Origin of the sequence: Veillonella sp. DNF00869, assembly GCF_001553345.1 — a bacterium.
Lineage (GTDB): Bacteria > Bacillota > Negativicutes > Veillonellales > Veillonellaceae > F0422.
Map to the genome: position 1 here is coordinate 33,017 of NZ_KQ960749.1, position 21,342 is coordinate 54,358.

19 protein-coding genes, 3 pseudogenes and 1 riboswitch are annotated in these 21,342 nt (G+C 41.0%); of the genes and pseudogenes, 6 read left to right on the forward strand and 16 right to left on the reverse strand.

The window, feature by feature from the left end; all coding sequences use genetic code 11:
- Positions 1-3 precede the first annotated feature (3 nt).
- From HMPREF3032_RS07660 to HMPREF3032_RS00335, 10 genes and pseudogenes are all read right to left on the reverse strand, one after another.
- On the reverse strand, positions 4-531 hold the full coding sequence (locus tag HMPREF3032_RS07660; RefSeq protein ID WP_231723389.1) for a GNAT family N-acetyltransferase: 528 nt from the start codon (positions 529-531) through the stop codon (positions 4-6).
- A gap of 12 nt (positions 532-543) precedes the next feature.
- Positions 544-1,446: pseudogene (gene murB / locus HMPREF3032_RS07665) on the reverse strand (UDP-N-acetylmuramate dehydrogenase); the annotation flags it as partial.
- Between the two features lies 1 nt (position 1,447).
- Positions 1,448-1,798, reverse strand: a complete 351-nt coding sequence (locus HMPREF3032_RS00300; RefSeq protein WP_009352993.1) for a YlbF/YmcA family competence regulator — start codon at positions 1,796-1,798, stop codon at positions 1,448-1,450.
- A gap of 192 nt (positions 1,799-1,990) precedes the next feature.
- The gene (gene trmL, locus HMPREF3032_RS00305) at positions 1,991-2,479 is read right to left on the reverse strand and encodes a tRNA (uridine(34)/cytosine(34)/5-carboxymethylaminomethyluridine(34)-2'-O)-methyltransferase TrmL (protein WP_062400978.1); all 489 of its coding nucleotides are present in this window, start codon (positions 2,477-2,479) and stop codon (positions 1,991-1,993) included.
- Between the two features lie 15 nt (positions 2,480-2,494).
- Entirely contained in the window at positions 2,495-2,965 is a 471-nt protein-coding gene (gene moaC, locus HMPREF3032_RS00310) for a cyclic pyranopterin monophosphate synthase MoaC (protein ID WP_062400980.1), read from the reverse strand.
- 218 nt (positions 2,966-3,183) lie between these two features.
- The gene (locus tag HMPREF3032_RS00315; protein WP_062400982.1) at positions 3,184-3,858 is read right to left on the reverse strand and encodes a metal-dependent hydrolase; all 675 of its coding nucleotides are present in this window, start codon (positions 3,856-3,858) and stop codon (positions 3,184-3,186) included.
- 175 nt (positions 3,859-4,033) lie between these two features.
- Entirely contained in the window at positions 4,034-5,449 is a 1,416-nt protein-coding gene (gene gnd / locus HMPREF3032_RS00320; protein ID WP_062400984.1) for a decarboxylating NADP(+)-dependent phosphogluconate dehydrogenase, read from the reverse strand.
- 23 nt (positions 5,450-5,472) lie between these two features.
- Entirely contained in the window at positions 5,473-6,330 is an 858-nt protein-coding gene (locus HMPREF3032_RS00325; RefSeq protein ID WP_009352991.1) for a DMT family transporter, read from the reverse strand.
- Positions 6,331-6,337: 7 nt separating this feature from the next.
- On the reverse strand, positions 6,338-7,837 hold the full coding sequence (thrC, locus tag HMPREF3032_RS00330) for a threonine synthase (protein ID WP_062400986.1): 1,500 nt from the start codon (positions 7,835-7,837) through the stop codon (positions 6,338-6,340).
- A 211-nt stretch (positions 7,838-8,048) separates the two neighbouring features.
- A riboswitch (cobalamin riboswitch) is annotated at positions 8,049-8,218 on the forward strand.
- A 424-nt stretch (positions 8,219-8,642) separates the two neighbouring features.
- Positions 8,643-9,449, reverse strand: coding sequence for an ADP-ribosylglycohydrolase family protein (locus HMPREF3032_RS00335; RefSeq protein ID WP_062400987.1), 807 nt, complete (start codon positions 9,447-9,449; stop codon positions 8,643-8,645).
- A gap of 258 nt (positions 9,450-9,707) precedes the next feature.
- Here HMPREF3032_RS00335 and HMPREF3032_RS00340 point away from each other — a divergent pair, with 258 nt between their 5' ends.
- The 4 genes from HMPREF3032_RS00340 (at position 9,708) to ychF (ending at position 14,984) form a co-directional block, all read left to right on the forward strand.
- Positions 9,708-11,045, forward strand: coding sequence for an MATE family efflux transporter (locus HMPREF3032_RS00340; protein ID WP_062400989.1), 1,338 nt, complete (start codon positions 9,708-9,710; stop codon positions 11,043-11,045).
- A gap of 139 nt (positions 11,046-11,184) precedes the next feature.
- On the forward strand, positions 11,185-12,414 hold the full coding sequence (locus HMPREF3032_RS00345) for an LL-diaminopimelate aminotransferase (protein WP_062400991.1): 1,230 nt from the start codon (positions 11,185-11,187) through the stop codon (positions 12,412-12,414).
- Positions 12,415-12,578: 164 nt separating this feature from the next.
- Positions 12,579-13,553, forward strand: a complete 975-nt coding sequence (locus tag HMPREF3032_RS00350; protein WP_009352856.1) for a diaminopimelate dehydrogenase — start codon at positions 12,579-12,581, stop codon at positions 13,551-13,553.
- 324 nt (positions 13,554-13,877) lie between these two features.
- Positions 13,878-14,984: a redox-regulated ATPase YchF gene (gene ychF, locus HMPREF3032_RS00355; protein WP_062400993.1), complete on the forward strand. Its 1,107-nt coding sequence runs from the start codon at positions 13,878-13,880 to the stop codon at positions 14,982-14,984.
- Between the two features lie 70 nt (positions 14,985-15,054).
- Here ychF and HMPREF3032_RS00360 read toward each other — a convergent pair whose 3' ends face one another.
- From HMPREF3032_RS00360 to HMPREF3032_RS00375, 5 genes and pseudogenes are all read right to left on the reverse strand, one after another.
- The gene (locus HMPREF3032_RS00360; RefSeq protein WP_062400994.1) at positions 15,055-15,369 is read right to left on the reverse strand and encodes a putative Se/S carrier protein; all 315 of its coding nucleotides are present in this window, start codon (positions 15,367-15,369) and stop codon (positions 15,055-15,057) included.
- A gap of 58 nt (positions 15,370-15,427) precedes the next feature.
- Positions 15,428-15,763 (reverse strand): annotated as a pseudogene (gene yedF / locus HMPREF3032_RS07730) (sulfurtransferase-like selenium metabolism protein YedF); the annotation flags it as partial.
- Between the two features lie 381 nt (positions 15,764-16,144).
- Positions 16,145-16,300, reverse strand: a pseudogene (locus tag HMPREF3032_RS07735) (sulfurtransferase TusA family protein); the annotation flags it as partial.
- The gene (gene selD, locus HMPREF3032_RS00370) at positions 16,290-17,318 is read right to left on the reverse strand and encodes a selenide, water dikinase SelD (protein WP_062400998.1); all 1,029 of its coding nucleotides are present in this window, start codon (positions 17,316-17,318) and stop codon (positions 16,290-16,292) included. The gene selD and the pseudogene HMPREF3032_RS07735, both read right to left, overlap by 11 nt.
- Positions 17,319-17,363: 45 nt before the next feature.
- Complete coding sequence (locus tag HMPREF3032_RS00375) at positions 17,364-17,570, reverse strand: DUF951 domain-containing protein (protein ID WP_009352829.1); 207 nt, start codon at positions 17,568-17,570, stop codon at positions 17,364-17,366.
- Between the two features lie 519 nt (positions 17,571-18,089).
- On the opposite strand from HMPREF3032_RS00375, the gene rbr reads away from it, so the two are divergent.
- Entirely contained in the window at positions 18,090-18,638 is a 549-nt protein-coding gene (gene rbr, locus HMPREF3032_RS00380; RefSeq protein WP_009352954.1) for a rubrerythrin, read from the forward strand.
- A gap of 476 nt (positions 18,639-19,114) precedes the next feature.
- Positions 19,115-19,606, forward strand: coding sequence for a hypothetical protein (locus HMPREF3032_RS00385; protein ID WP_062401000.1), 492 nt, complete (start codon positions 19,115-19,117; stop codon positions 19,604-19,606).
- Between the two features lie 297 nt (positions 19,607-19,903).
- Here HMPREF3032_RS00385 and HMPREF3032_RS00390 read toward each other — a convergent pair whose 3' ends face one another.
- Positions 19,904-21,292: a cation:dicarboxylate symporter family transporter gene (locus HMPREF3032_RS00390; RefSeq protein ID WP_062401002.1), complete on the reverse strand. Its 1,389-nt coding sequence runs from the start codon at positions 21,290-21,292 to the stop codon at positions 19,904-19,906.
- Positions 21,293-21,342: the final 50 nt, after the last annotated feature.

Here is a 21,342-nt window from a genome sequence, read left to right on the forward strand (position 1 = left end):
GGATTATCGCAAAGATTTCTTCAACAACCAATCGATATCTGTCTTCTCTGGAGTCACAACAAATTGGTGTTCTCCAAATTTTTCAAATCCATAGCGTTTATAAAAATGTTGGGCTTTATAATTTTTCTCCCAAACGCCTAACCATGCCCAAGAAAAATTACCAGATTCAGCGATGCGCAAAGCTTTTTCAAACAAGGCTTTACCCACGCCTTGTCCATGGTACTCTTTGAGCACATATAGGCGCTGTACTTCAAAGGCATTCTCTAATTTACGCTCTGTTTGTGCGTCGCCCCAGTTTATTTTCAAATACCCTGCCAACACATCATCTACGTAAGCTAGATATGTTTCGCTCTCGTCATGGTCCAACTCACGTTTCAATACATCATGGTTATAAGCCTCATCAAAGAAAGCCTGTAACTCCTCTTCCGTATTGTCATGACTGAAAGTTTCTCTAAATGTGTCTGCACACAAGTTAGACAATGCTGGAATATCTGTCTCTTGAGCTCTCACAATGGCGACAACAGAACCCATTGGTTCACGAGATTCCCCTAGAATGCGCACCTCTGGTTCCAACTGCACCCCATGAGCTGCATGAATCCGCTTTTGGACCTCATGAATTACACCTAGCACATCATTGGCTGTAGCGCCTCCACGATTGACCACAAATCCAGCATGCTTCGTAGATACCTCTGCAGGTCCTACGGACAACCCTTTCAAACCTGTTTGGTCAATCAAAGTTCCTGCATAATATCCCGGTGGGCGCTTGAAGGTAGATCCTGCGCTAGCATGTTCCAATGGTTGTTTAGACTCTCGTTTTTCAGTAAGATCATCCATCCGTCCTTGGATATCCTCAGGATTTCCTTCCTGTAATTCCATAGTCACACGAACGATGATTTCATGGTTCTCGTGAAAGCGGCTATGACGATAGGCAAACTCTAACTCTTCTCGGCTATAGTGATGTAGGTGTCCTTGCATATCTACCGCATCTACACCGGTTACTACTTGATCCATTTCTCCATCATAGGCACCAGCATTCATGAATACAGCACCGCCCAAACTACCAGGAATGCCGATGGCAAATTCCAAGCCACTTAAACTTTCACGTTGGGCGTATTCGGACACTTCTTTCAAAGTATACCCAGCGCTCATAGTAATGGTTGTACCGTTGCGGTGTTGCTCCTCTTGCAATTCTTTCAAGCAAAGAACGACACCACGCATGCCACCATCTTGGATGAGCACATTAGATCCTAAACCTAGTACAAAAGGTTCAATGCCATGTTCGCTCAATACATGCATGCAATCTTGCAACTCTTGTATAGAACGAGGTAGTACAAGTAGATCCGCAGGTCCTCCTATTTGAAAAGTCGTGAAAGGTGCTAACATCGCATCCCTTTGAATACGATCCAACGGAATCACCTGTTGCAATGCTTCCCATACAGCACTCATATTAGTTTGCCTTTTCTAAAATTTTCATACCTTCAGTGATTGGTTCGCTAATGATTCGATAAATATCATTCGCCACTTGTGTCCAACGTGCATGGGCTGTTAAGTACGCATTTGCACCAGAATTAGCTTGTACCATTGGCAATAAGCCTTCTAATTTTTTCAATAATTCTTCCGCTTCAGGAGCATCTGCAATTTTTGCATATTCCAGTTGCATTTGTAAAGACATAAATTCTTCTACCATGCCTTTTGCTGCTTGGTCGTCTTTAATTGCCTCTTGGGCTGCCATCATCTCTTTATGTTCTTCGCTGTCACGCATTGCTTTTTGTAATTCATAGGCTAAATCGTAATTCATAATTCCTCCTCCATCCTATTAGGATTTCATTCTTATATTCTTTCATATACTGTGTATGCTATACAGTCTATAGTATCTAATCTTTTGTCATTCTGTGAAAGTCTACGATATTTCACTATATATAGGCTATACCATATGATTAGACTTACTATATTTAGCATTTTCTATAGACCAATACCTACTATCAAGAGGTTACACCTCGATAGATACACCTGGTCCAACGGCCTGCAAATCTGGGAAATCCAGTTGGCGCATAGCTTCATAGGCAATGATTGCCACCGCATTCGATAAATTCAAAGACCGCGCTTCATCAATCATCGGAATACGAATGCATGTGTCTGGATTGGCTGCCACAATTTCTTCTGGCAAACCTTTTGTTTCTTTACCAAACACGAGCATATCTCCAATTTCATATTGCACTTCTGCGTGGGTATGGGCAGCCTTTGTCGTAGCATACCAAAAACGCCGATTTTTATATTGTTCATACACTTCATCCAAGGACTTATGTATTTTTACATCTACTAGATGCCAATAATCAAGACCTGCTCGTTTTAAATATTTATCTTCAATGGAAAACCCCAAAGGTTCCACCAAATGTAGTGTCATATGATTTGCTGCACAAAGACGTGCAATATTGCCTGTATTACCAGGAATTTCCGGTTCTACTAATACAATTTCCATGATTCACCTACTATCTTATCGCTTAAAATGTCCGCTTTTACCACCTTGTTTTTCCACAAGATACACAGGACCAATGGTCATACTTTTATCAACGGCTTTCACCATATCATAGACCGTCAATAGACCAACTTGAACCGCTGTTAACGCTTCCATTTCCACCCCTGTAGGACCCGTAGTTTTCACTGTGCTACGAATGCACACAGCTTGTTTCTCTTCTACCAAGGAACAGTCTACACTCACCTTCGTCAACGCCAATGGATGGCATAACGGAATAAGGTTAGACGTTTGTTTCGCTCCCATGATGGCTGCCAATTGTGCCACTGCTAACACATCACCTTTTTTGACATTCCCACTAGCCACAATACTAAAAGCTTCCTCACTGAGCGTAATAAACCCTTCTGCTACAGCTACGCGCTCTGTATGATCCTTTTGGGACACATCCACCATATGCGCATTACCGCCTTCATCAAAATGTGTTAATTTCATAGATACCTCCATGTGAATTTCATTATACCATAGAGAAGGGATTGACGTCAGTAATCTATGTTAGAGAAAAGAGTCTACGCAAAAAGGATTGCCACATTAGCATATGCTAGTGACAATCCTTTCATGTAGAAAGATTATTTTTACATTAATTGAGCAATTTCATCGCTTCTGTAATTTTTATTTGTTCAAGGAACTGTTTATTTTTCATATTCCTTATATTACAGCTCGATAGTTTGCCCTGGATCAACCACAAGTCCAGCTTGTTTATGCTTTGCTTCTAACAAAGCCACAAAGGTTGCTGGCTCTTTATCAATCACAGGCCATGTTTTGTAATGAATTGGGATGGTTGTATTTGCTTGAATCCAAGATGCTGCTGTCACCGCATCTTCCACACCCATCGTAAAGTTATCACCGATTGGTAGTAAAGCATAGTCAATTTCACCATGGCGACTGATTAATTTCATATCACTAAACAACGCCGTATCCCCAGCAAAATACACACGTTTACCAAAAAACTCAATGATCACACCTGCCGCATGACCACCTGGAACACCAGACCCATGAAAAGCTGGTGTTAAACGGATAGAACCAAATGGGAAATTAAACTTTCCACCTAAATGCATCGCATGGCTACGAGCCCCTGCTTCAGCGGCTTTTCGAGCTACCTCTGCAGTAGAGATTACAAGGGCATCATTCTTCTTGGCAATCATATCGGTATCACCATAATGATCATCATGACCATGGGACACAAAAATATATTGGCACTCTATATCCTCTGCCTTTGCCACATCCCATGTATTACCCGTAAAAAACGGATCACATACCAACGTTACATCACCATTGCTCAAAGCAAACGTAGCATGACCATAATACGTTAACGTTACATTGCTCATAAGAATACCTCCCTCAGATTATCTTAGTCCAACAATATTTGTTAAGTAAATTATATCATTCATAGAAAGCTGGTCGCAAGATAAAGAGCATGTATACATAAAAGTCAACATCCCTAGGCCGCCACCTAGGGATGTTTGCTATATATTCATGTTACAAAATCTAGCTATATAGTAGTTACGCTTCCGCCCACTCTGTATGGAATGTGCCTTCTTTGTCTGTACGTTCGTATGTATGAGCACCGAAGAAGTCACGTTGTCCTTGGATTAGATTTGCTGGCAATACACCACGACGATAGGAATCGAAGTAATCTAAGGATGCACTGAAAGCAGGTGTTGGGATACCATAACGTTTCGCAGCAATGATCGCTTCACGCCATTTTGCTTGATGTGTTTGCAATGCTTCTGCGAAGAATGGATCCAACATCAAGTTATTCAAATCTGGGTTATTTGTGAATGCTTTTTTAATATCTTCTAAGAAAGCAGCACGGATAATGCAACCGCCACGCCATAACAATGCCATGTCACCGAAGTTGATATTCCAATTATATTCTTTTGCTGCTGCTTTAATCAATGCAAAGCCTTGTGCATAGGAGCAAATTTTAGACGCATATAAGGCAGAATGGATAGCATCTACTAAGGCTTCTTTATCACCTTCAAAAACTTCTGTAGGACCTGCTAACACTGGTTCTGCCAACACACGCTCCGATTTGTAGGCAGACATAGCACGCGCAAATACGGCTTCCGCGATGGTTGGAATTGGCACACCAAGGTCTAAACCTTCTTGGCTAGTCCATTTACCAGTACCTTTTTGACCAGCTTTGTCCAAGATTTTTTCTACTAATGGAGTTCCATCAGTATCTTTGACTTTCATAATTTTAGCAGTAATTTCGATGAGGTAAGAATCTAATAATCCCGTGTTCCATTTCGCAAATACATCGCCGATTTCATCATCACTCATGCGAAGTAATTCTTTCATCATGAAGTAGGCTTCGGAAATTAATTGCATATCGCCGTATTCGATACCATTGTGCACCATTTTTACATAGTGACCTGCACCGTCATCACCTACATATGTGCAGCAAGGACCGTCTGCCACTTGGGCTGCAATGGATGTAAAGATAGGCGCCAATTCATTGTAGGAAGCTTCGTTGCCACCTGGCATCAAGCTTGGACCATTTAAAGCCCCTTCTTCACCACCAGATACGCCAACTCCTAAGAAACGGAAACCTTTGGATTCTAAGTATTTTGTACGACGAATCGTATCTGGGTAATGGGAGTTACCGCCATCGATTAATGTATCGCCTTGATCTAAATATGGTAAAAAGGCTTCAATCATATCGTCTACAGGTTGACCTGCTTTCACTAAGAACATGATTTTACGAGGTTTTTCTAACATTGCTACAAACTCTTCTGGAGTATGTGCTCCGCCGATTGTTCCTTCGTGGTTATAGTTGGCTACAAAATCGTCTGTTTTTTGTGGTGTACGGTTGTACACTGCAATGCTGAATCCATGACGGGCAATGTTGCGGGCCAAGTTTTGTCCCATAACAGCCAAACCAACTAGACCAAATTGATATAATTTTTCACTCATCGTCATACCTCTTTCTTGATTGACTACCGTGTGTGAGCTTGTTCTTCTTTCAAACGAGCCAACATCACTGATGAACTAAACATAATAATACCTGCTATGACGGTCGCCAAAGCTAGGTTTTCTCCGAAGACGATAAATCCCCAGAAGGAGTTAAAGAACACCCCTACATATTGCATAAATTGTGCTACTACTGCATTGGTTGCCACAAACGCACCAGTTAGGAAGAATTGCGCCACTACAGAAATGGCTCCGATAATCCCTAAATACAGTGCTTGTGTTGCATTAGGCCACACAAAATCTGGTATCATCACGATACCGCCTACTAGCATGGTGGTGACTAAGAAATAAAACATGATTTCATAGGAACTGTGACCACCCTTTAAGCTAATGGTACGAATCGTTGTATAGGCCGCCGCCGATAAGGCTGCTCCTGCAATGGCAATAAAAGAATACCAATGTAATCCCGATAAATTCCAAGGTTGAATCATATACACAACGGCTAAGAAGATCAATCCTAACCATTTAGCAGATCCATCAGGCAATTTTTCTTTCAACACAAAGTTGCTAAAAATCAGGACGAATATACCTGATAATTGAAATAGTATGGATGCATCTGCCATCGTCATATAGACTAATGCAATGAAATTACTTAAATTTCCTAATCCACCGAAGATACCACGCAAGGTTAATAATCCTCGATGTTCCGTGGAAAAGGAAATTCCTTTTTGTCGCATCACTATGAGTACGGCAATTGTTCCTATGAGCCCTCTGAAAAATGTCACCTCCGCCGCTGGCATACCATCTCCTAAGAGTTTCACGAATAAATTCATGATACTGAAGGCAAAGGATGACATGAGAGAAAAGAAAAATGCTTGTACCATAGGTCACCTATTGTTTGAAAGTATCCACAAAGGATAGAATTTCTTCTTTCATAGATTCTTTTGGAATTACCTTCGTAAAACGTAATGGCTTATGTTGTAACTCTGCCAATTGTTTTGGACAACCTACGCCTGTGACTGCCGAAATATTGTCTAAGCTTTCATAAGGAGCTGATCCTACTTTGATATCTAAAGCTTCGCAAATCGGTGTTGGGAATTTGAATGGATGCGCCGTGGAAGCAATCACCGTATGACGGTGACCATCTTCAGGATGAGCCTCTAGCTCTTTCATATAAGCTCCCATCGCCACCGCTGTGTGCGGATCCATCACATAGCCATAGGAGTTGTACACTTGCTCGATGACAGCCTTTGTCATGTCATCGTCTACATAGGCTCCAGCAAACTCTTTTTGCACCGCTTGTAATTCTTCTGGAGTGACAGAGAATTTGCCCTCTGCTTTCAGTGCTTTCATGCGCTCAGCTGTCAATTCCGCATTTTCACCGCTCACATAATAAATAAACCGTTCAAAGTTAGAACTTTCCAAAATATCCATAGATGGAGAGATGGTGGTATAGAACGGACGATTCATATCATAGGTACCAGTGCTAAAGAAATCTGCGAGCACATTGTTTTGATTGGATGCACAAATTAATTTACCAACCGGAATACCCATGCGTTTTGCATAGTAAGCGGCCAAAATATTGCCGAAGTTGCCTGTTGGCACTACAACATTAAACGCTTCATCTTCGTGGATAGCCCCGGTATTTACCAATTCAGCATAGGCTGCTACATAGTACACCACTTGTGGCGCTAGGCGGCCGATATTAATAGAGTTAGCAGAAGAGAACTTCACGCCTTTGTCTGCCACTTCCTTCGCCACATCAGCATCCACAAAGAGACGCTTCAAAAATTGTTGCGCATCATCAAAGTTACCTTCGATGGCTGTTACATTGACATTTGCACCTTCTTGCTTTTGCATTTGCTCTTGTTGCATAGGGCTAACGCCATCCGTTGGAAAAAACACTTGAATATGCGTTCCCGGCACGTCTTTGAACCCTTCTAAGGCTGCTTTTCCTGTATCACCAGAGGTAGCTGTCAATATCAACACTTCTTTTGTTTCTTTTTCCGCTTCCTTTGCTGCCACCAATAAGTATGGGAACAAAGATAAGGCCATATCTTTAAAAGCTTGGGTGCGACCGTGAAACAACTCCAACACGGATACTCGCTCTAACAAGGAATGCATAGGCGCCATATCTGGTGTATCGAAGTTCACCGTATTATAGGCACTACGAATCATCGTTTCTAATTCCGCTTCTGTGAAAGTCGTAAATAACTTACTCAACACAACCAGTGCAATTTCTTCATAGCTTTTATCTGCCACATCGCGGTAGGACAAACATTGTTCCGGAAACTCCGCCGGCACATATAACCCGCCATCACTTGCTAATCCATGGAGCAACGCAAAAGTTTCGCTTACCGTTTCATGACTGCGCGTACTTGTATATTTCATTCTTTCATCCTTTATGTTTCACAATATATTGTATTATCTTCATTCATTATAAATTAATGCTATCCATTTAGCAAGAAAAGGCGCACTTCAATCTCAATCATGACAATTAGTAATAAAAGTCACAATTATACCACTCTAATTATAAAATAGTCATACTTATTCATCTTGTTCTTGACATTGAAAAACTAAAAGAGTACAATACACACATACAATCAAACATTCGGGAATAGGTGCGAAAGCATAATAGAGAAGCCAGTTAAAGTCTGGCACGGTCCCGCCACTGTAAAGCAGAGCAAATCCAATTATGTCACTGGGAAACTGGGAAGGCTGGAGGCGCGTTGAAGCTGAGTCAGGAGAACTGCCTATTCATCATTCACCACTTGACCTACGAGAGATAGGGAGGAGAATCAAAGGCCTTTTTCTGATACTCCAAAATACAAGAAAAAGGATTTTTTATTACTACAATATGCGTTGTATGGGATACGTCACATATTGATGATTGCCTTATCATGGCCAAGTGAATTTACCATTATGGTATTAGCACTCAAAGTGTTGATATAGTTGTCATGATTTTGTATGGGCGTACATCATCATCCTAAAAAGAACCTGCCGGTGGGCAGGTTCTTTTTTTGCTTCAATACTAAATAGGGAGACCACTCACATACGAGTAGCCTCCCATATTTTTATCATAATTCTATTTTCTCTCTATCGTCATTGCCCTTGACATGGTACAATACAATTGCATAGGGGATTCCGGCCCCTTGTATCATACCCTCAAAGGCAATATGCGTGTCCAGCGCTAGCTTTAGAGGGTTTTTTCTTTGTCCATATACATTGCTTTGAAGTCATTATAGTCTTCCACCATATATTCTGGCATTATGGATAAGGCTTTTTCTTGGATCCATTCTGGGATTCCATAATAGGCTCCTGCCACAGCACCAACAATGGCACCCAATGTATCACAGTCACCACCGATGTACATCACGTTGCGGATAGCCGATTCATAATCTTCACTTTCAAAGAAACATTGCATCCCTTCTGGCACTGTTTTTTGACAACTTGGCTCAAACTTATATGTCTTGTGCAGTTCTTCCACGCTGTACTCCCCAGGATAATAGGATCGTACCATTTCTTGAATTTCTTCTTTCGTTGCTCCATGAAGTGCTTTGAAGACGGCTAAAGCCGTCACTTCTCCACCTTTTAATCCTTCCGGATCATCGTGGGTGGTACCTGTTATAATTTGGCTCAACAGTTTGACTTCCATTTCACTATTCCCTACGTAAGCCACAGGACTAATACGCATCGCTGCTCCATTACCCCAACTACCATAGGGATCAGTCGCATCAGATAACCCCCATTGGAAAAATTTTGCACCAAATCCACCCATCGGTAATGGATTGGAAAGAAAATATTCTTTCATACGATAGATAGTAGCTCGTTGTAAATGTGTCCCCCTTCCTTTTACATCGATTAAAGCTCGTGCAATAGCACATGTTAAAATCGAATCATCTGTAGGCTCACAAGCCTCTGACAAAAACTCGAAGTCTCTGCTTTTGATATTATTGAACTCATAGATTGAGCCCGCTATATCTCCAATGATTGCTCCTAACATAGAACTCCTTTCCGGTGTTTCCACCAAACTCATTGCGATAATTACATAGATGTATGCAAAAATTATATACATCTGTGATTTTCCCACAATATACCTCGTTATATCTATTGATATAACCGAATTGTTAACATTATACACCATGTCTTTTTAAGAGACAATACCCCCTCAACAGCTATAGACATATAGTTTAGCAAGTGATAAAATTAAATGTTATTAACATTATTAATATCATAAGTAAGTTTGTTTTTGGGAGGCACTATGTCTTTATTTTCGATGATAAAACACTTTTGTTTAGTGGCTGCCCCCGTCACAGCAACACAAGTTTCATTAATTCTCGGCAGCTTCGTAGCTGTCACCTTAACGGGGCAGTATAGTACAGTGGATCTGGCCGGCATGGCTATGGGCTATAATTTATGGGTAGCAGCCTTTTTTGGTCTCACTGGAATTCTTTTAGGAGTCACTCCTATCGTATCTCACGCTTTAGGCGCTAAAAAAACAGAATCTATCGCTTCTATTATGTGGCAAAATGTCTATTTAGGGCTTATTTTTGCCACAGGTCTTATTGTAGCCACCCTGATGGGTCTTTCCCCCTTGCTAGATATACTCGGTATCGAACCCGCTGCCAAAACGGTATGCCTACAATATATGTACGCTATGTGCGTCGCCTTTCCTGCGATGATGATCATGTCCGCCTTTCGGTACATCGTCGACGCTCATGGCAATACACAATATTCTTTATATATCATTAGTAGTAGTGTATTAATTCAGTCCATCGGTAATGCTATCTTCATTCCAGGTCTTGGCCCTATTCCCGCCCTTGGCGGATTTGGTGCTGGCATCGCAACAGTCATCGCCTATTGGTATATGATGTTCTGCTACCTTGGAATGATTACGTATCACAAAAAGTTTAAACACTATCAGTTTTGGTCCTCTTTCACAGGGCCTAGTTGGGTACTCATTCGCGACCAATTATCTTTGGGTATCCCTATTGGATTGTCTATCTTTGCGGAAATCAGTATTTTCAGTGCCGCCGGCATTTCTATGTCCAACTTCGGCACTGACATCATTGCGGCCCACCAAGCTGCAGCTAGTTTTCTAGGAGTTACCTTCTCTTTTCCACTTAGTTTAAGCATGGCTTCTACCATTGTTATCGCCTATGAATTAGGCGCCAAACGATACGAACAAGCCGTCACCTATACATGGATCACCCGTGGTGTAGCAATCTTTATCGCACTTTGCATTGGCACCTATTCCTTTACCCACATCGATTACTTAGCAGAACTTTTCACCAATGAGGAGCACATGATTCCTTTAATTGAAAGTTTCATCTCCTATGCGGTGTTCTTCACCATCATCGATGCTCTAGGCACTCCATTACAAGGAGTGCTCCGTGCGTACCGGGATGTGACAAGTGTATCGATCATTGCTATCGGTACCTATTGGGGTGTTACCGTGCCTGTAGCTTACCTTTGTTACGCATTTACAGACTTCGGTCCTTATTCCGTTTGGATTGGATTATTAACTAGTACCTCCACTGCTGCACTATGCTATATGTATCGACTACGGAGAGTACAAAGAAAACTATTAGAAATATAACTATACTTCTTACGGAGCTGTTCTTAGAGCGGCTCCATTTTTTGCTTTGACATATCTTTTTAAATACTATAGAATATAGAAATGCAATTTAAACTATATATAAATGTATCATTATTGATGTATAACAGAAGGAGCTCCTATGGCTACTATCAATCCAAATTACGAAAACCTACAAGGTTCCTATTTATTCGCAAATATTGCACGCAAAGTAGAAGCTTTCAAAGAAAGCCATCTGGAGGCAGACATCATTCGCCTTGGCATTGGCGATGTGACACGCCCTCTTGTGCCAGCTGTCATTGAAGCTATGCACGCCGCAGTAGAAGAAATGGGTTCTGCCGATACATTCCGAGGTTATGGTCCTGAGCAAGGCTACGATTTCTTGCGCAATGCCATCGTTGAAGGCGATTATGCTCCCCTAGGCATTACTATTCAAGCTGATGAAATCTTCGTATCTGACGGTGCTAAATCTGATGTGGGCAATATTCAGGAAATTTTCTCTGAAAATAACATCATCGCTATTACTGACCCTGTATACCCTGTATATTTAGATTCTAATGTGATGAGTGGTCGCACTGGTAAAGCTATCGACGGCATCTACGAAAAAGTGGTATATTTACCAACCAATGCAGAGAATCATTTCTCTCCGGCATTCCCAAAAGAACGAGTAGATATCGTCTATCTTTGCTGCCCTAACAACCCAACTGGCACTGTATTAAGCCGTGCTCGTTTGGCGGAATGGGTACAGTGGTGTAAAGATAACGAAGCGATCTTAATGTTCGACTCCGCTTATGAAGCTTTCATCACATCTACAGATACAGTTCGTTCTATTTATGAAATCGAAGGCGCTCGTGAAGTGGCCATCGAATTCCGTTCTTTCTCTAAAACAGCAGGTTTCACTGGTACTCGTTGTGCCTACACTGTAGTTCCTCACGAAGTAACTGCAAAGAACACAGAAGGCAAACGTGTTCCTCTGAACCCAATGTGGAATCGTCGCCAGACCACAAAATTCAATGGTGTTCCTTACATCATTCAACGTGGTGCTGCTGCTGTTTACACACCAGAAGGTCGTGCACAAATTAAAGAACACATCGCTTACTACATGGAAAATGCTCGCATTATCCGTGAAGGCTTAGAAGCCATTGGTCTAACTGTATTTGGTGGTGTTGATGCTCCATACATTTGGATTCAAGCACCAAAAGGCATGACTAGCTGGGACTTATTCGATACCCTATTAGAAAAGGTACACATTGTAAGCACTCCTGGTTCTGGCTTTGGTCCAGAAGGCGAAGGCTATTTACGTCTCACTGCATTCGGAAGCCGAGAAAACACCATTCGTGCAGTCGATCGCATTAAAACATTACAATTTTAATATCCCCCCTTTTCTCTATGAGAATTTTTCGCTATAATGGTACATGCGAAAAATAGCGGACATAATCCTCCCTATTTTATTTCATCATATACTGTAATCTTACATTACAGTTCGTATAGCATTAATATTAATGAAAGTATCAACTTTCACGAAAGGAAGTAACAATGAGCAACATTCGTATTGGTATCGTTGGATACGGCAATCTTGGTCGCGGTGTAGAAGCGGCTGTAGCATTACAACCAGATATGGAATTAGTAGGCGTATTCTCTCGCCGTTCTGGTTTACAAACTGTTAGTGGCGTTCCTAGCTACACAATGGAAGAAGTGGAATCTTTCAAAGGCAAAATCGATGTAATGGTATTATGCGGCGGTAGTGCTACAGACCTAATCGACCAAACGCCTGCTTTAGCAGCGCATTTCAATGTCATCGACAGCTTTGACACACATGCTCGCATCCCTGAACATTTCGAAAATGTGCGCAAAGTAGCCCAAGAAGCTGGCACAGCAGCATTAATCTCTTGCGGTTGGGACCCTGGCATGTTTTCCTTGCAACGTGTGTACGCTGAAAGTATCTTACCACAAGGCGATTCCTACACATTCTGGGGCCGTGGTGTATCTCAAGGTCATTCCGACGCGATCCGTCGTATCGAAGGCGTAGCAGATGCTCGCCAATACACAGTGCCTAAACAAGAAATCATCTCTGCTATCCGCAATGGTGAAACACCAGAAGTGACAGCTACTTCTTCTCACCTTCGTGAATGCTATGTAGTATTGGAAGAAGGCGCTGACGCAGCTCGCATTGAAAATGAAATTAAAACAATGCCTAACTACTTCGTTGGCTATGAGACAACTGTAACATTCATATCCCAAGAAGAATTGGATGCTAACCACAAAGGCATCCCACATGGCGGTCTTGTGATCCGCAGCGGCGAAACTACAACAGGTACAAAACACATCTACGAATTCGGTTTACAACTAGACTCTAACCCTGAGTTCACTGGCGCTGTATTAGTAGCCTTCGCTCGTGGTGTGCATCGCTTAGCAGCACATGGTGGTCGCGGTGCTTTCACAGTATTCGATATCGCACCAGCTTGGTTATCTCCAAAATCCGCTGAAGAATTACGTGCCCATTATCTATAAGATATACGTTTGATAATAGTATCTTCGTTCATGAGATACACGAGGCTGTAACAAAATAGCACCCAATAAAATAGAGGAACGTTGATCAAGAAGTATCAACATTCCTCTATTTTTATATTTTATATAAATCTATTGGCAGTCTATATGCAATTATGGTATACTATGACTGTAAAAAGAGAGCCCTCAACGTGCACTAGGCGTTAGGCTCATCTCGAATGATGGAACACGAAATGCCTAACGTGTTAAGGTCCACTAAACCTTATATCGTTAGGCATTTATATTACTTTAATAATTTATCGCAACCAACAAAGGAGTTACCCACACATGAGCACAAATTTAGAAGTAGGCATTGTAGGCCTTCCAAATGTCGGAAAAAGTACATTGTTTAATGCTATTACAAAGGCTGGCGCAGAAGCGGCAAACTACCCATTCTGTACCATCGAACCAAATGTAGGCGTGGTAGACGTACCTGACGCTCGTTTAGCGGTGTTGGCTGAGATGTTCGGTTCTAAACGCATCTTACCTGCTGCCATGCGTTTTGTAGACATCGCAGGCCTTGTGGCTGGTGCATCCAAAGGGGAAGGTTTAGGCAACAAATTCTTAAGCCACATTCGCCAAGTCGATGCCATTGCACAAGTGATTCGTTGTTTCGATGACCCTAACATCACACATGTGGCTGGTTCTGTAGATCCTGTTCGCGATATTGAAATCATCAACACTGAACTTTGCTTAGCTGATCTTGAAAGCGTAGATAAGCGCTTACAACGTATTGCTAAATTAGCAAAATCTGGTGACAAAGATGCTCGCATTGAAGCGCCTATTTTAGAAAAAGTATCTGCTGCTTTAGGCGATGCCATCCCTGTTCGTGCCCAAGGCTTAACAGACGATGAGCTAGAAATCTTAAAAGACCTAACACTATTAACAGCTAAAAAATCTTTATACGTAGCCAATGTGGGGGAAGATGAAGTGTCCGACTACTCTGGCAACGAATTTGTCAAACAAGTAGAAGACTATGCTGCTAAAGAAGGTTCTGGCGTAGTTGTCGTATCTGCTCGCATTGAGTCGGAAATTGCTGAATTATCCGACGAAGAAGCAACAGCTTTCCTAGCTGACCTCGGTTTAGAAGAAAGTGGCTTAACAAAATTAATCAAAGCTAGTTACTCCTTATTGGGCTTAATTAACTACTTCACAGCTGGCGAAATGGAAGCTCGTGCGTGGACTATCGTGGAAGGCACAAAAGCCCCTCAAGCAGCTGGTAAAATCCACTCTGACATCGAAAAAGGCTTCATCCGTGCAGAGATCGTATCCTTTGACGATTTAGAAGCTTGCGGCAGCCAAAATGCGGCTAAAGAAAAAGGTCTTGTTCGCCTAGAAGGCAAAGACTATATTATGAAAGACGGCGATGTAACACATTTCCGCTTCAACGTATAATAACCTACTAACAATACAGGCATATACAGTGTACTTTTACTTAAAATATCACTGTATATGCCTTTTTTAGTTAGCAAGATCTGCGTACATATTCAGTTGGTTCTTTTCCCTTTTCATAATAATACATATGAGAAGGGGTTATTTTTTCTACTTCAAAGATACGTAACACTTCTTCTATGTATTCTTCTTGCACACCAATAGAGAGCCCACAAGCGCTAGATAGCTCTGGTGGAACTGGCATTAACTGATGAGGCACTTTATATTGCCCTAACATTTTATCTGCTTTATCTGCAAAATAGTAAGAGCTAAATAGAACGAGTACTTTTTGTGGTACCTTATCTGTAGCTGTATCAGGTTTCTTACTATCTACTGCAAAAACGTTCATGTGCGTCTACCTCATTCAATCTTTCCAGGTCTATCTACCAATGTTACCACGCATCTAATTACAATGTAACAAAGGGTTCTTGCATCATACTTTCAGTAATAGCATACAGATTCGTAATAGTGCCTACTTGCACTTTGTCTTTCACCTCGTAAAAGTCTAAACAAATGCCACAGCCACTAACAGTCACCCCTGCTGCTTCTAAGGCTTTGAAGTTTTCAATATGTTCAGACCCTTCTACGAGCATTTTTACAGCGCTATTAATGCAATAGATGGCTTTGGGTTTCACATCTGTTTCTGTCAATACATAGATGAATGTTTTCATCAAATTACGACCTAACTCTTCACTACCTTCACCTAAATAGTCTTTTGTCAGCAATAAGACTTTACCACCCATAGAAGGGGTTGGCACAGATGGTACCGCGGTTCCCATCAATTCAGGGGGAACTGTATCTTGACTAATCGGCGCACCCATTGCTGCTTTTTCTGCTTTTGTTTTTTCATAAGCTGCAATACTGCGTTCCAAGCTACCTGTACCATTTGTCATATAAAATGGGGCCTCTCCACCGGCAATCGTTGTATTCGTTACAACCTTTCCTAGGGGTGCAGCAAATTCATTTTCAAAAATATCTTCCAAATCTAGGTCCTCTAAATCATTCGAAGTTTGAATATTTACAGCACTAACCGCAGTCACTTCCGCTTTCACAGCTGTAGGGGGAATCAATACAACGATGTAATTTCCCTCTTGTTCTAATACATGGTTTTCATAGCCTCGGTATTCTCCTAATTTCACCACATTGTCACGGCTCACGTCATTGTCGACGATGACTTTCACATACGTATTCGCATCGGCATCCATCGCCTTTTTCGCTTCAATCACTGGTGCTGGACATACTTGGCCTCGCATATCTATCGTTACTTCTTTATTTGACATAGACTTGTTTCCTTCCTTCCTGAATGACACGACCGATCTGTGCGGCCTGTAAACCTTTTGCTTGTAACTCTGAAAGTAACTGCTTTCCTTCACTTTCAGAACAAGCAAATAATAAACCACCTGATGTTTGCGGATCAAAACAAATATCACTCCATACTGGATCTAAATGGTCAGCAAACTCAGCTTGATCACCTAATGCTTTACGATTCCCATACGTAGATGCTGGGACTAAGCCCATACTAGCAGCCTCTAATACATCGGTAAAGAGAGGAATTTGCTCCGCATAGAGTTCCACAGATGTTCCACTAGCTTTTGCCATTTCAGATACATGACCAATCAAGCTGAATCCCGTAATATCCGTACAACCGTGAATGATAAACTGCGCCGCCACATCTCGAGCTCCTTTATTAATCGTTCCCATACTGTGCACAGCTTCTTGCACACCTTCAGGGAATACGCCACCTTTTGCAGCTGTGTTCATAATGCCCGTTCCAATCGGTTTAGATAGAATTAAGACATCACCCACTTGAGCATCTCCATTGGTCCAAATATGACGTGGATCAATGAGACCGGTCACAGCCATTCCAAAAATAGGCACTTCATTTTCGATACTGTGACCACCAAGAAGAGCTACTCCCGTCTCCAGTAAGACCTCATTGGCACCTTCTAAGACCTCACGAAGGACACCTTCTTTCACTAAAGACACAGGAAATCCTACAATATTCAATGCCGATATAGGCGTGCCCCCCATGGCATATATATCACTTAAACTATTGCAAGCCGCTACTCTACCAAAGAGTCTCGGATCTGCCACTGGAGGTGTAAAAAAATCCACCGTCTGTACAATAGCTTGACTTTCATTAATTTGATACACTCCAGCATCTTCCATACCAGATGCATCGGTCAATACAGCTGGATGTGTAGGCATCTTCATATGTTGCAACACATCCTCTAAAATGTGCGGCCCAATCTTGCAAGCACAACCGCCCTTAGCTGCATATTTCGTTAAATCAACCATAGGTATCCCTTTCCTAGAAAATTATTATGATTTACGAATCATATTTTATTCTTCTGTTGCTTCTTTTCTGGATACTATCTTTTTTACATTCTTTTCAAACTTAGGTCGTGGTATCATCACTTGATGCCCACAGCCTTCACAGACTGTTACGAAATCAACGCCAGTTCGTTTAATCTCCCAATTCTGACTACCACAAGGATGGGGTTTCTTCATTTGTACCACATCACCTACTTGGTATTTTATAAATCCCATAGGCACCTCCTATTTCCATGATTATGTTTATAGTATATCATCTAACTTTATATTTCTCTATAGGGCTGTATGGGTATTACTAAAAGTTTGCACTAAGTCTGTCAACCCTCTCATCAGTACTGATGACTGCTATCACTTGTTAGCAACTGACAACTCCCCTTTTCTGTTTCATAACTAAGAAACCCTATAAATAGAGGGATTTCTATGTATTATCATTACAGCTTTATCTCTTGAGTTCGATTCTCAATTTCTTTTCTGCGTAATCCCCTTGTTTTTATAGGGAATTAAATAGCTATAAATGCGATACTATAGCCGATTGAGAGACTTTATCATTTACAAAAAAATTTAAATTTTTCTAAAAAAAGACTTGCATTTCTCATTTTCATAGTCTATAATGTAATCAACAATGATTATTCGTTAAGTAACGAAATCGATAGGGACTTGTTCAAGTGAACAAGCCCATTACACAAATAAGTATTTATTTTATTACAACTATGTAAAGTACATGGAGGAACAAAAATGCCAGAATTAAAAGGTACTCAAACAGAAAAAAATCTTCAAGCAGCATTCGCTGGTGAATCTCAAGCTAACCGTAAATACACATACTATGCAAGTGCAGCTCGTAAAGCTGGTATGAACAAAATCGCTGATTACTTCGAAGAAACAGCAATCAACGAATCCGCTCATGCTAAAGTATGGTTCAAATTGTTACACGGTGGCGATGTAAACGCTGACGTAGCAATCAACTTAAAAGATGCTGCTGCTGGCGAACACTACGAACACACTGTAATGTACCCAGAATTTGCTAAAGTTGCAAAAGAAGAAGGTTTCGCTAAAATCGCTTACTTATTCGAACAAGTTGGTGTTATCGAAGCTCGTCACGAAGAACGTTACCTTGACCTTGTAACTGCTGTTGAAGGCGGTAAAGTGTTCAAACGTGAACAACCAGTTGCTTGGATCTGTGCTAACTGTGGTTATATCCACATCGGTGAAGAAGCTCCAAAACTTTGCCCAGTATGTGCTCATCCACAAGCATTCTTCTCTCAACACGGAGAAACTCTTATCTAATCAGTAAGCCGAGTGGTTTCTTAGATAAGTACTATAAGATTGTATCAAGTGATACAAAACAACCTACATAGAGAACTAAGTAGTTCTAAGGGTAAGTACCCCATACAAATTATATACTAAGTAGTAATGATATATACCCAAGTGGGTCAAATTACATATACCTTATCCCAAGTGGGTTAGAACTAGTATAGGTATACTAAAGCGACTGTGAAAACAGTCGCTTTTTTGTACCCTAACTCATAAGTATATAGGTTCATAGGTATCCTCCATATAGTAGCTATACATATCTTTCACCATGTATCATCGTATCTTCATATTACTAGGATATACTTTAACTACAAGGTCCACTTCTCAAGATGGATACTAGTATGTAACAAACCCTTACACGCAGTTGTTTTCAAAATATACCTGCGGTGATAAACACTACTAGGTACTGAACTATATTTTACAAATGTAATGATGAAAAGGAGACACTTATGAAACGTGCACTACTCTTGACAACACTAGCTATGACTATTGGTTCTTCCGCTTTTGCTTCATCCATCAACTACCCTAGTTTTCAAAGCGACCATACACCTATGTCTTTTAAAATGGCATCTACTGAGGATATGAAAGCATACACGAAAGATTTAGAAAATTACTTAGCAGATACAGATGCAGTGATTCAAATGTTGATTACTAAAAAACGTGCTGCTATCGATGCTTACAATGCAGGTGTACGTGAATATAACAAGGATGATTTTTTTCATAAAGATCGTGTAGAACCTTACTCCTATGATGAAAGTTACTCCCAAACTAAACGTGTAGGTGGTCATACATACCATACCTTTGGTGATACTGTGATTATCACATCACCTAACTCTATTCCTGTAGTTGAAGAAACAAAATCACAAAAAAAGGAAGAGGATGACGCCTTCGCACGCATGATGCGTCGTATGGAACGCCACCTAGGCATTGATCGTTGGTAAGGTTTCCTATATATACCCTTAAATACCCTTAAATACCCTTAAATAGCCTTACCTATATTCTTTTATATTCCCTTCCCTATATCACATATATACCCCATACAAATAAGGGCCTCTGTCGCACGATAGAGGTCCTTATTTTACATCTTTCATGGCACATTCAAGGAATAGAATATCCTATTTTCTTCAACTCCATGATAGAAAAAAGCTGCAACCTACGCGATATCAATAGGTTGCAGCTGTATATCTTTTAGTACTTTCATCATAGATACATGATGCATCTAATACATTACTTATACCTTATCGAATTGTTTTTGTGTCGTTAAAGGCTTCTTGGTCAAAAGTTCCTTGCAAACGATCTACTACAATAGCATTTGTCATAGAACCACTTACATTTAACATTGTACGTCCCATATCTACAATAGGGTCTACTGCTAAAATTGGAGAAATGGAGCCGAAGAATGCTCCCATACCAGTACCAGATAAGGATACGGATGCTGCCATAGTTGCTGTACCTGGAACTCCTGCAATCCCTAAGGAGCCTAATGCAATTACGATAACGCTCATCACATACATTGTAAAGTCTAATGGCACTCCAGATACGCGAGCGATATAAACGATACATAAGGCTGGGAAGATACCTGCACAGCCTTGCATGCCTGCTGTCGTACCAAAACTTGCTACTGTATTCGCAGTGGCAGGATTAACACCTAATTTTTTAGTTAATGTTTCTACCGTCAATGGTAATACACCCATACTAGAACGAGATGTGAAAGCCAAGATTAAGGCTTCTTTTGCTTTACGGAAATACATGATTGGACTAACGCCAAACATAGTTAATAATACAGCTTGTACTACTAACATGATTGCAACACCTACATAGATTAAGATAATAAACAAGCCCATGTCAGCAATAGCGCCAAACCCTTTTTGCGCCAATGTTGTGGCCAACAACGCCACAACACCATATGGCATTAAGCCGATCACAAAATCTGCTACCCAGAAGATAACTGTGTGCACTTCATCAAATAATTTTGTGACTACTTCTAAATCACTGGCACCATGTTGTTTCACAAGTCTAGCAACACCACCAATAATAACGCCAAATACAACAACAGCAATAACATTAGTTTGCGCCATTGCATTAATAGGATTTGCTGGTATCAAGGCACGCAATGTATCTACAACAGGTTTTACCTCTCGCATTTTAGAATCACCAGCCACTGCTAAAGTACCTTCCCCTAATCCTGTTACAGTACCTAGCACTAAGCCTACAATAGCAGCAATACCTACCATGATTAAAGCTACTACACCTGTGGAGGATACAAGGCGTTTTAAGTTCGCATTCGTATCCATATGTAAGATAACATGAACAATGGAAATAAATACCACAGGAATGACGAGCATTCGGATTAAATCAATGAATCCTCCCCCAATAAGAGAGAACCACTTCGTGCTTTCCTTAATAAATACCACGTCCATTGGGTTTTTAGGGAATCCTGCAATCAATTGCACCGCAACCCCTAACACAGCACCTACTACAGTGGCAATCATCACCAATGCGCCGAATTGAATATTTCTTTTTTGAAGAAAATACACGTATCCCAACGCAATAAGGAATAACACAAGTATTCCTACTGTCATGGGATCGCTAATCATGAGAAATTGTGTAAAAAATGGCATATCCATACAAATTCCCCTTCCTTTCCAGACCTAACTATAGTCCAATTACTTCTTGA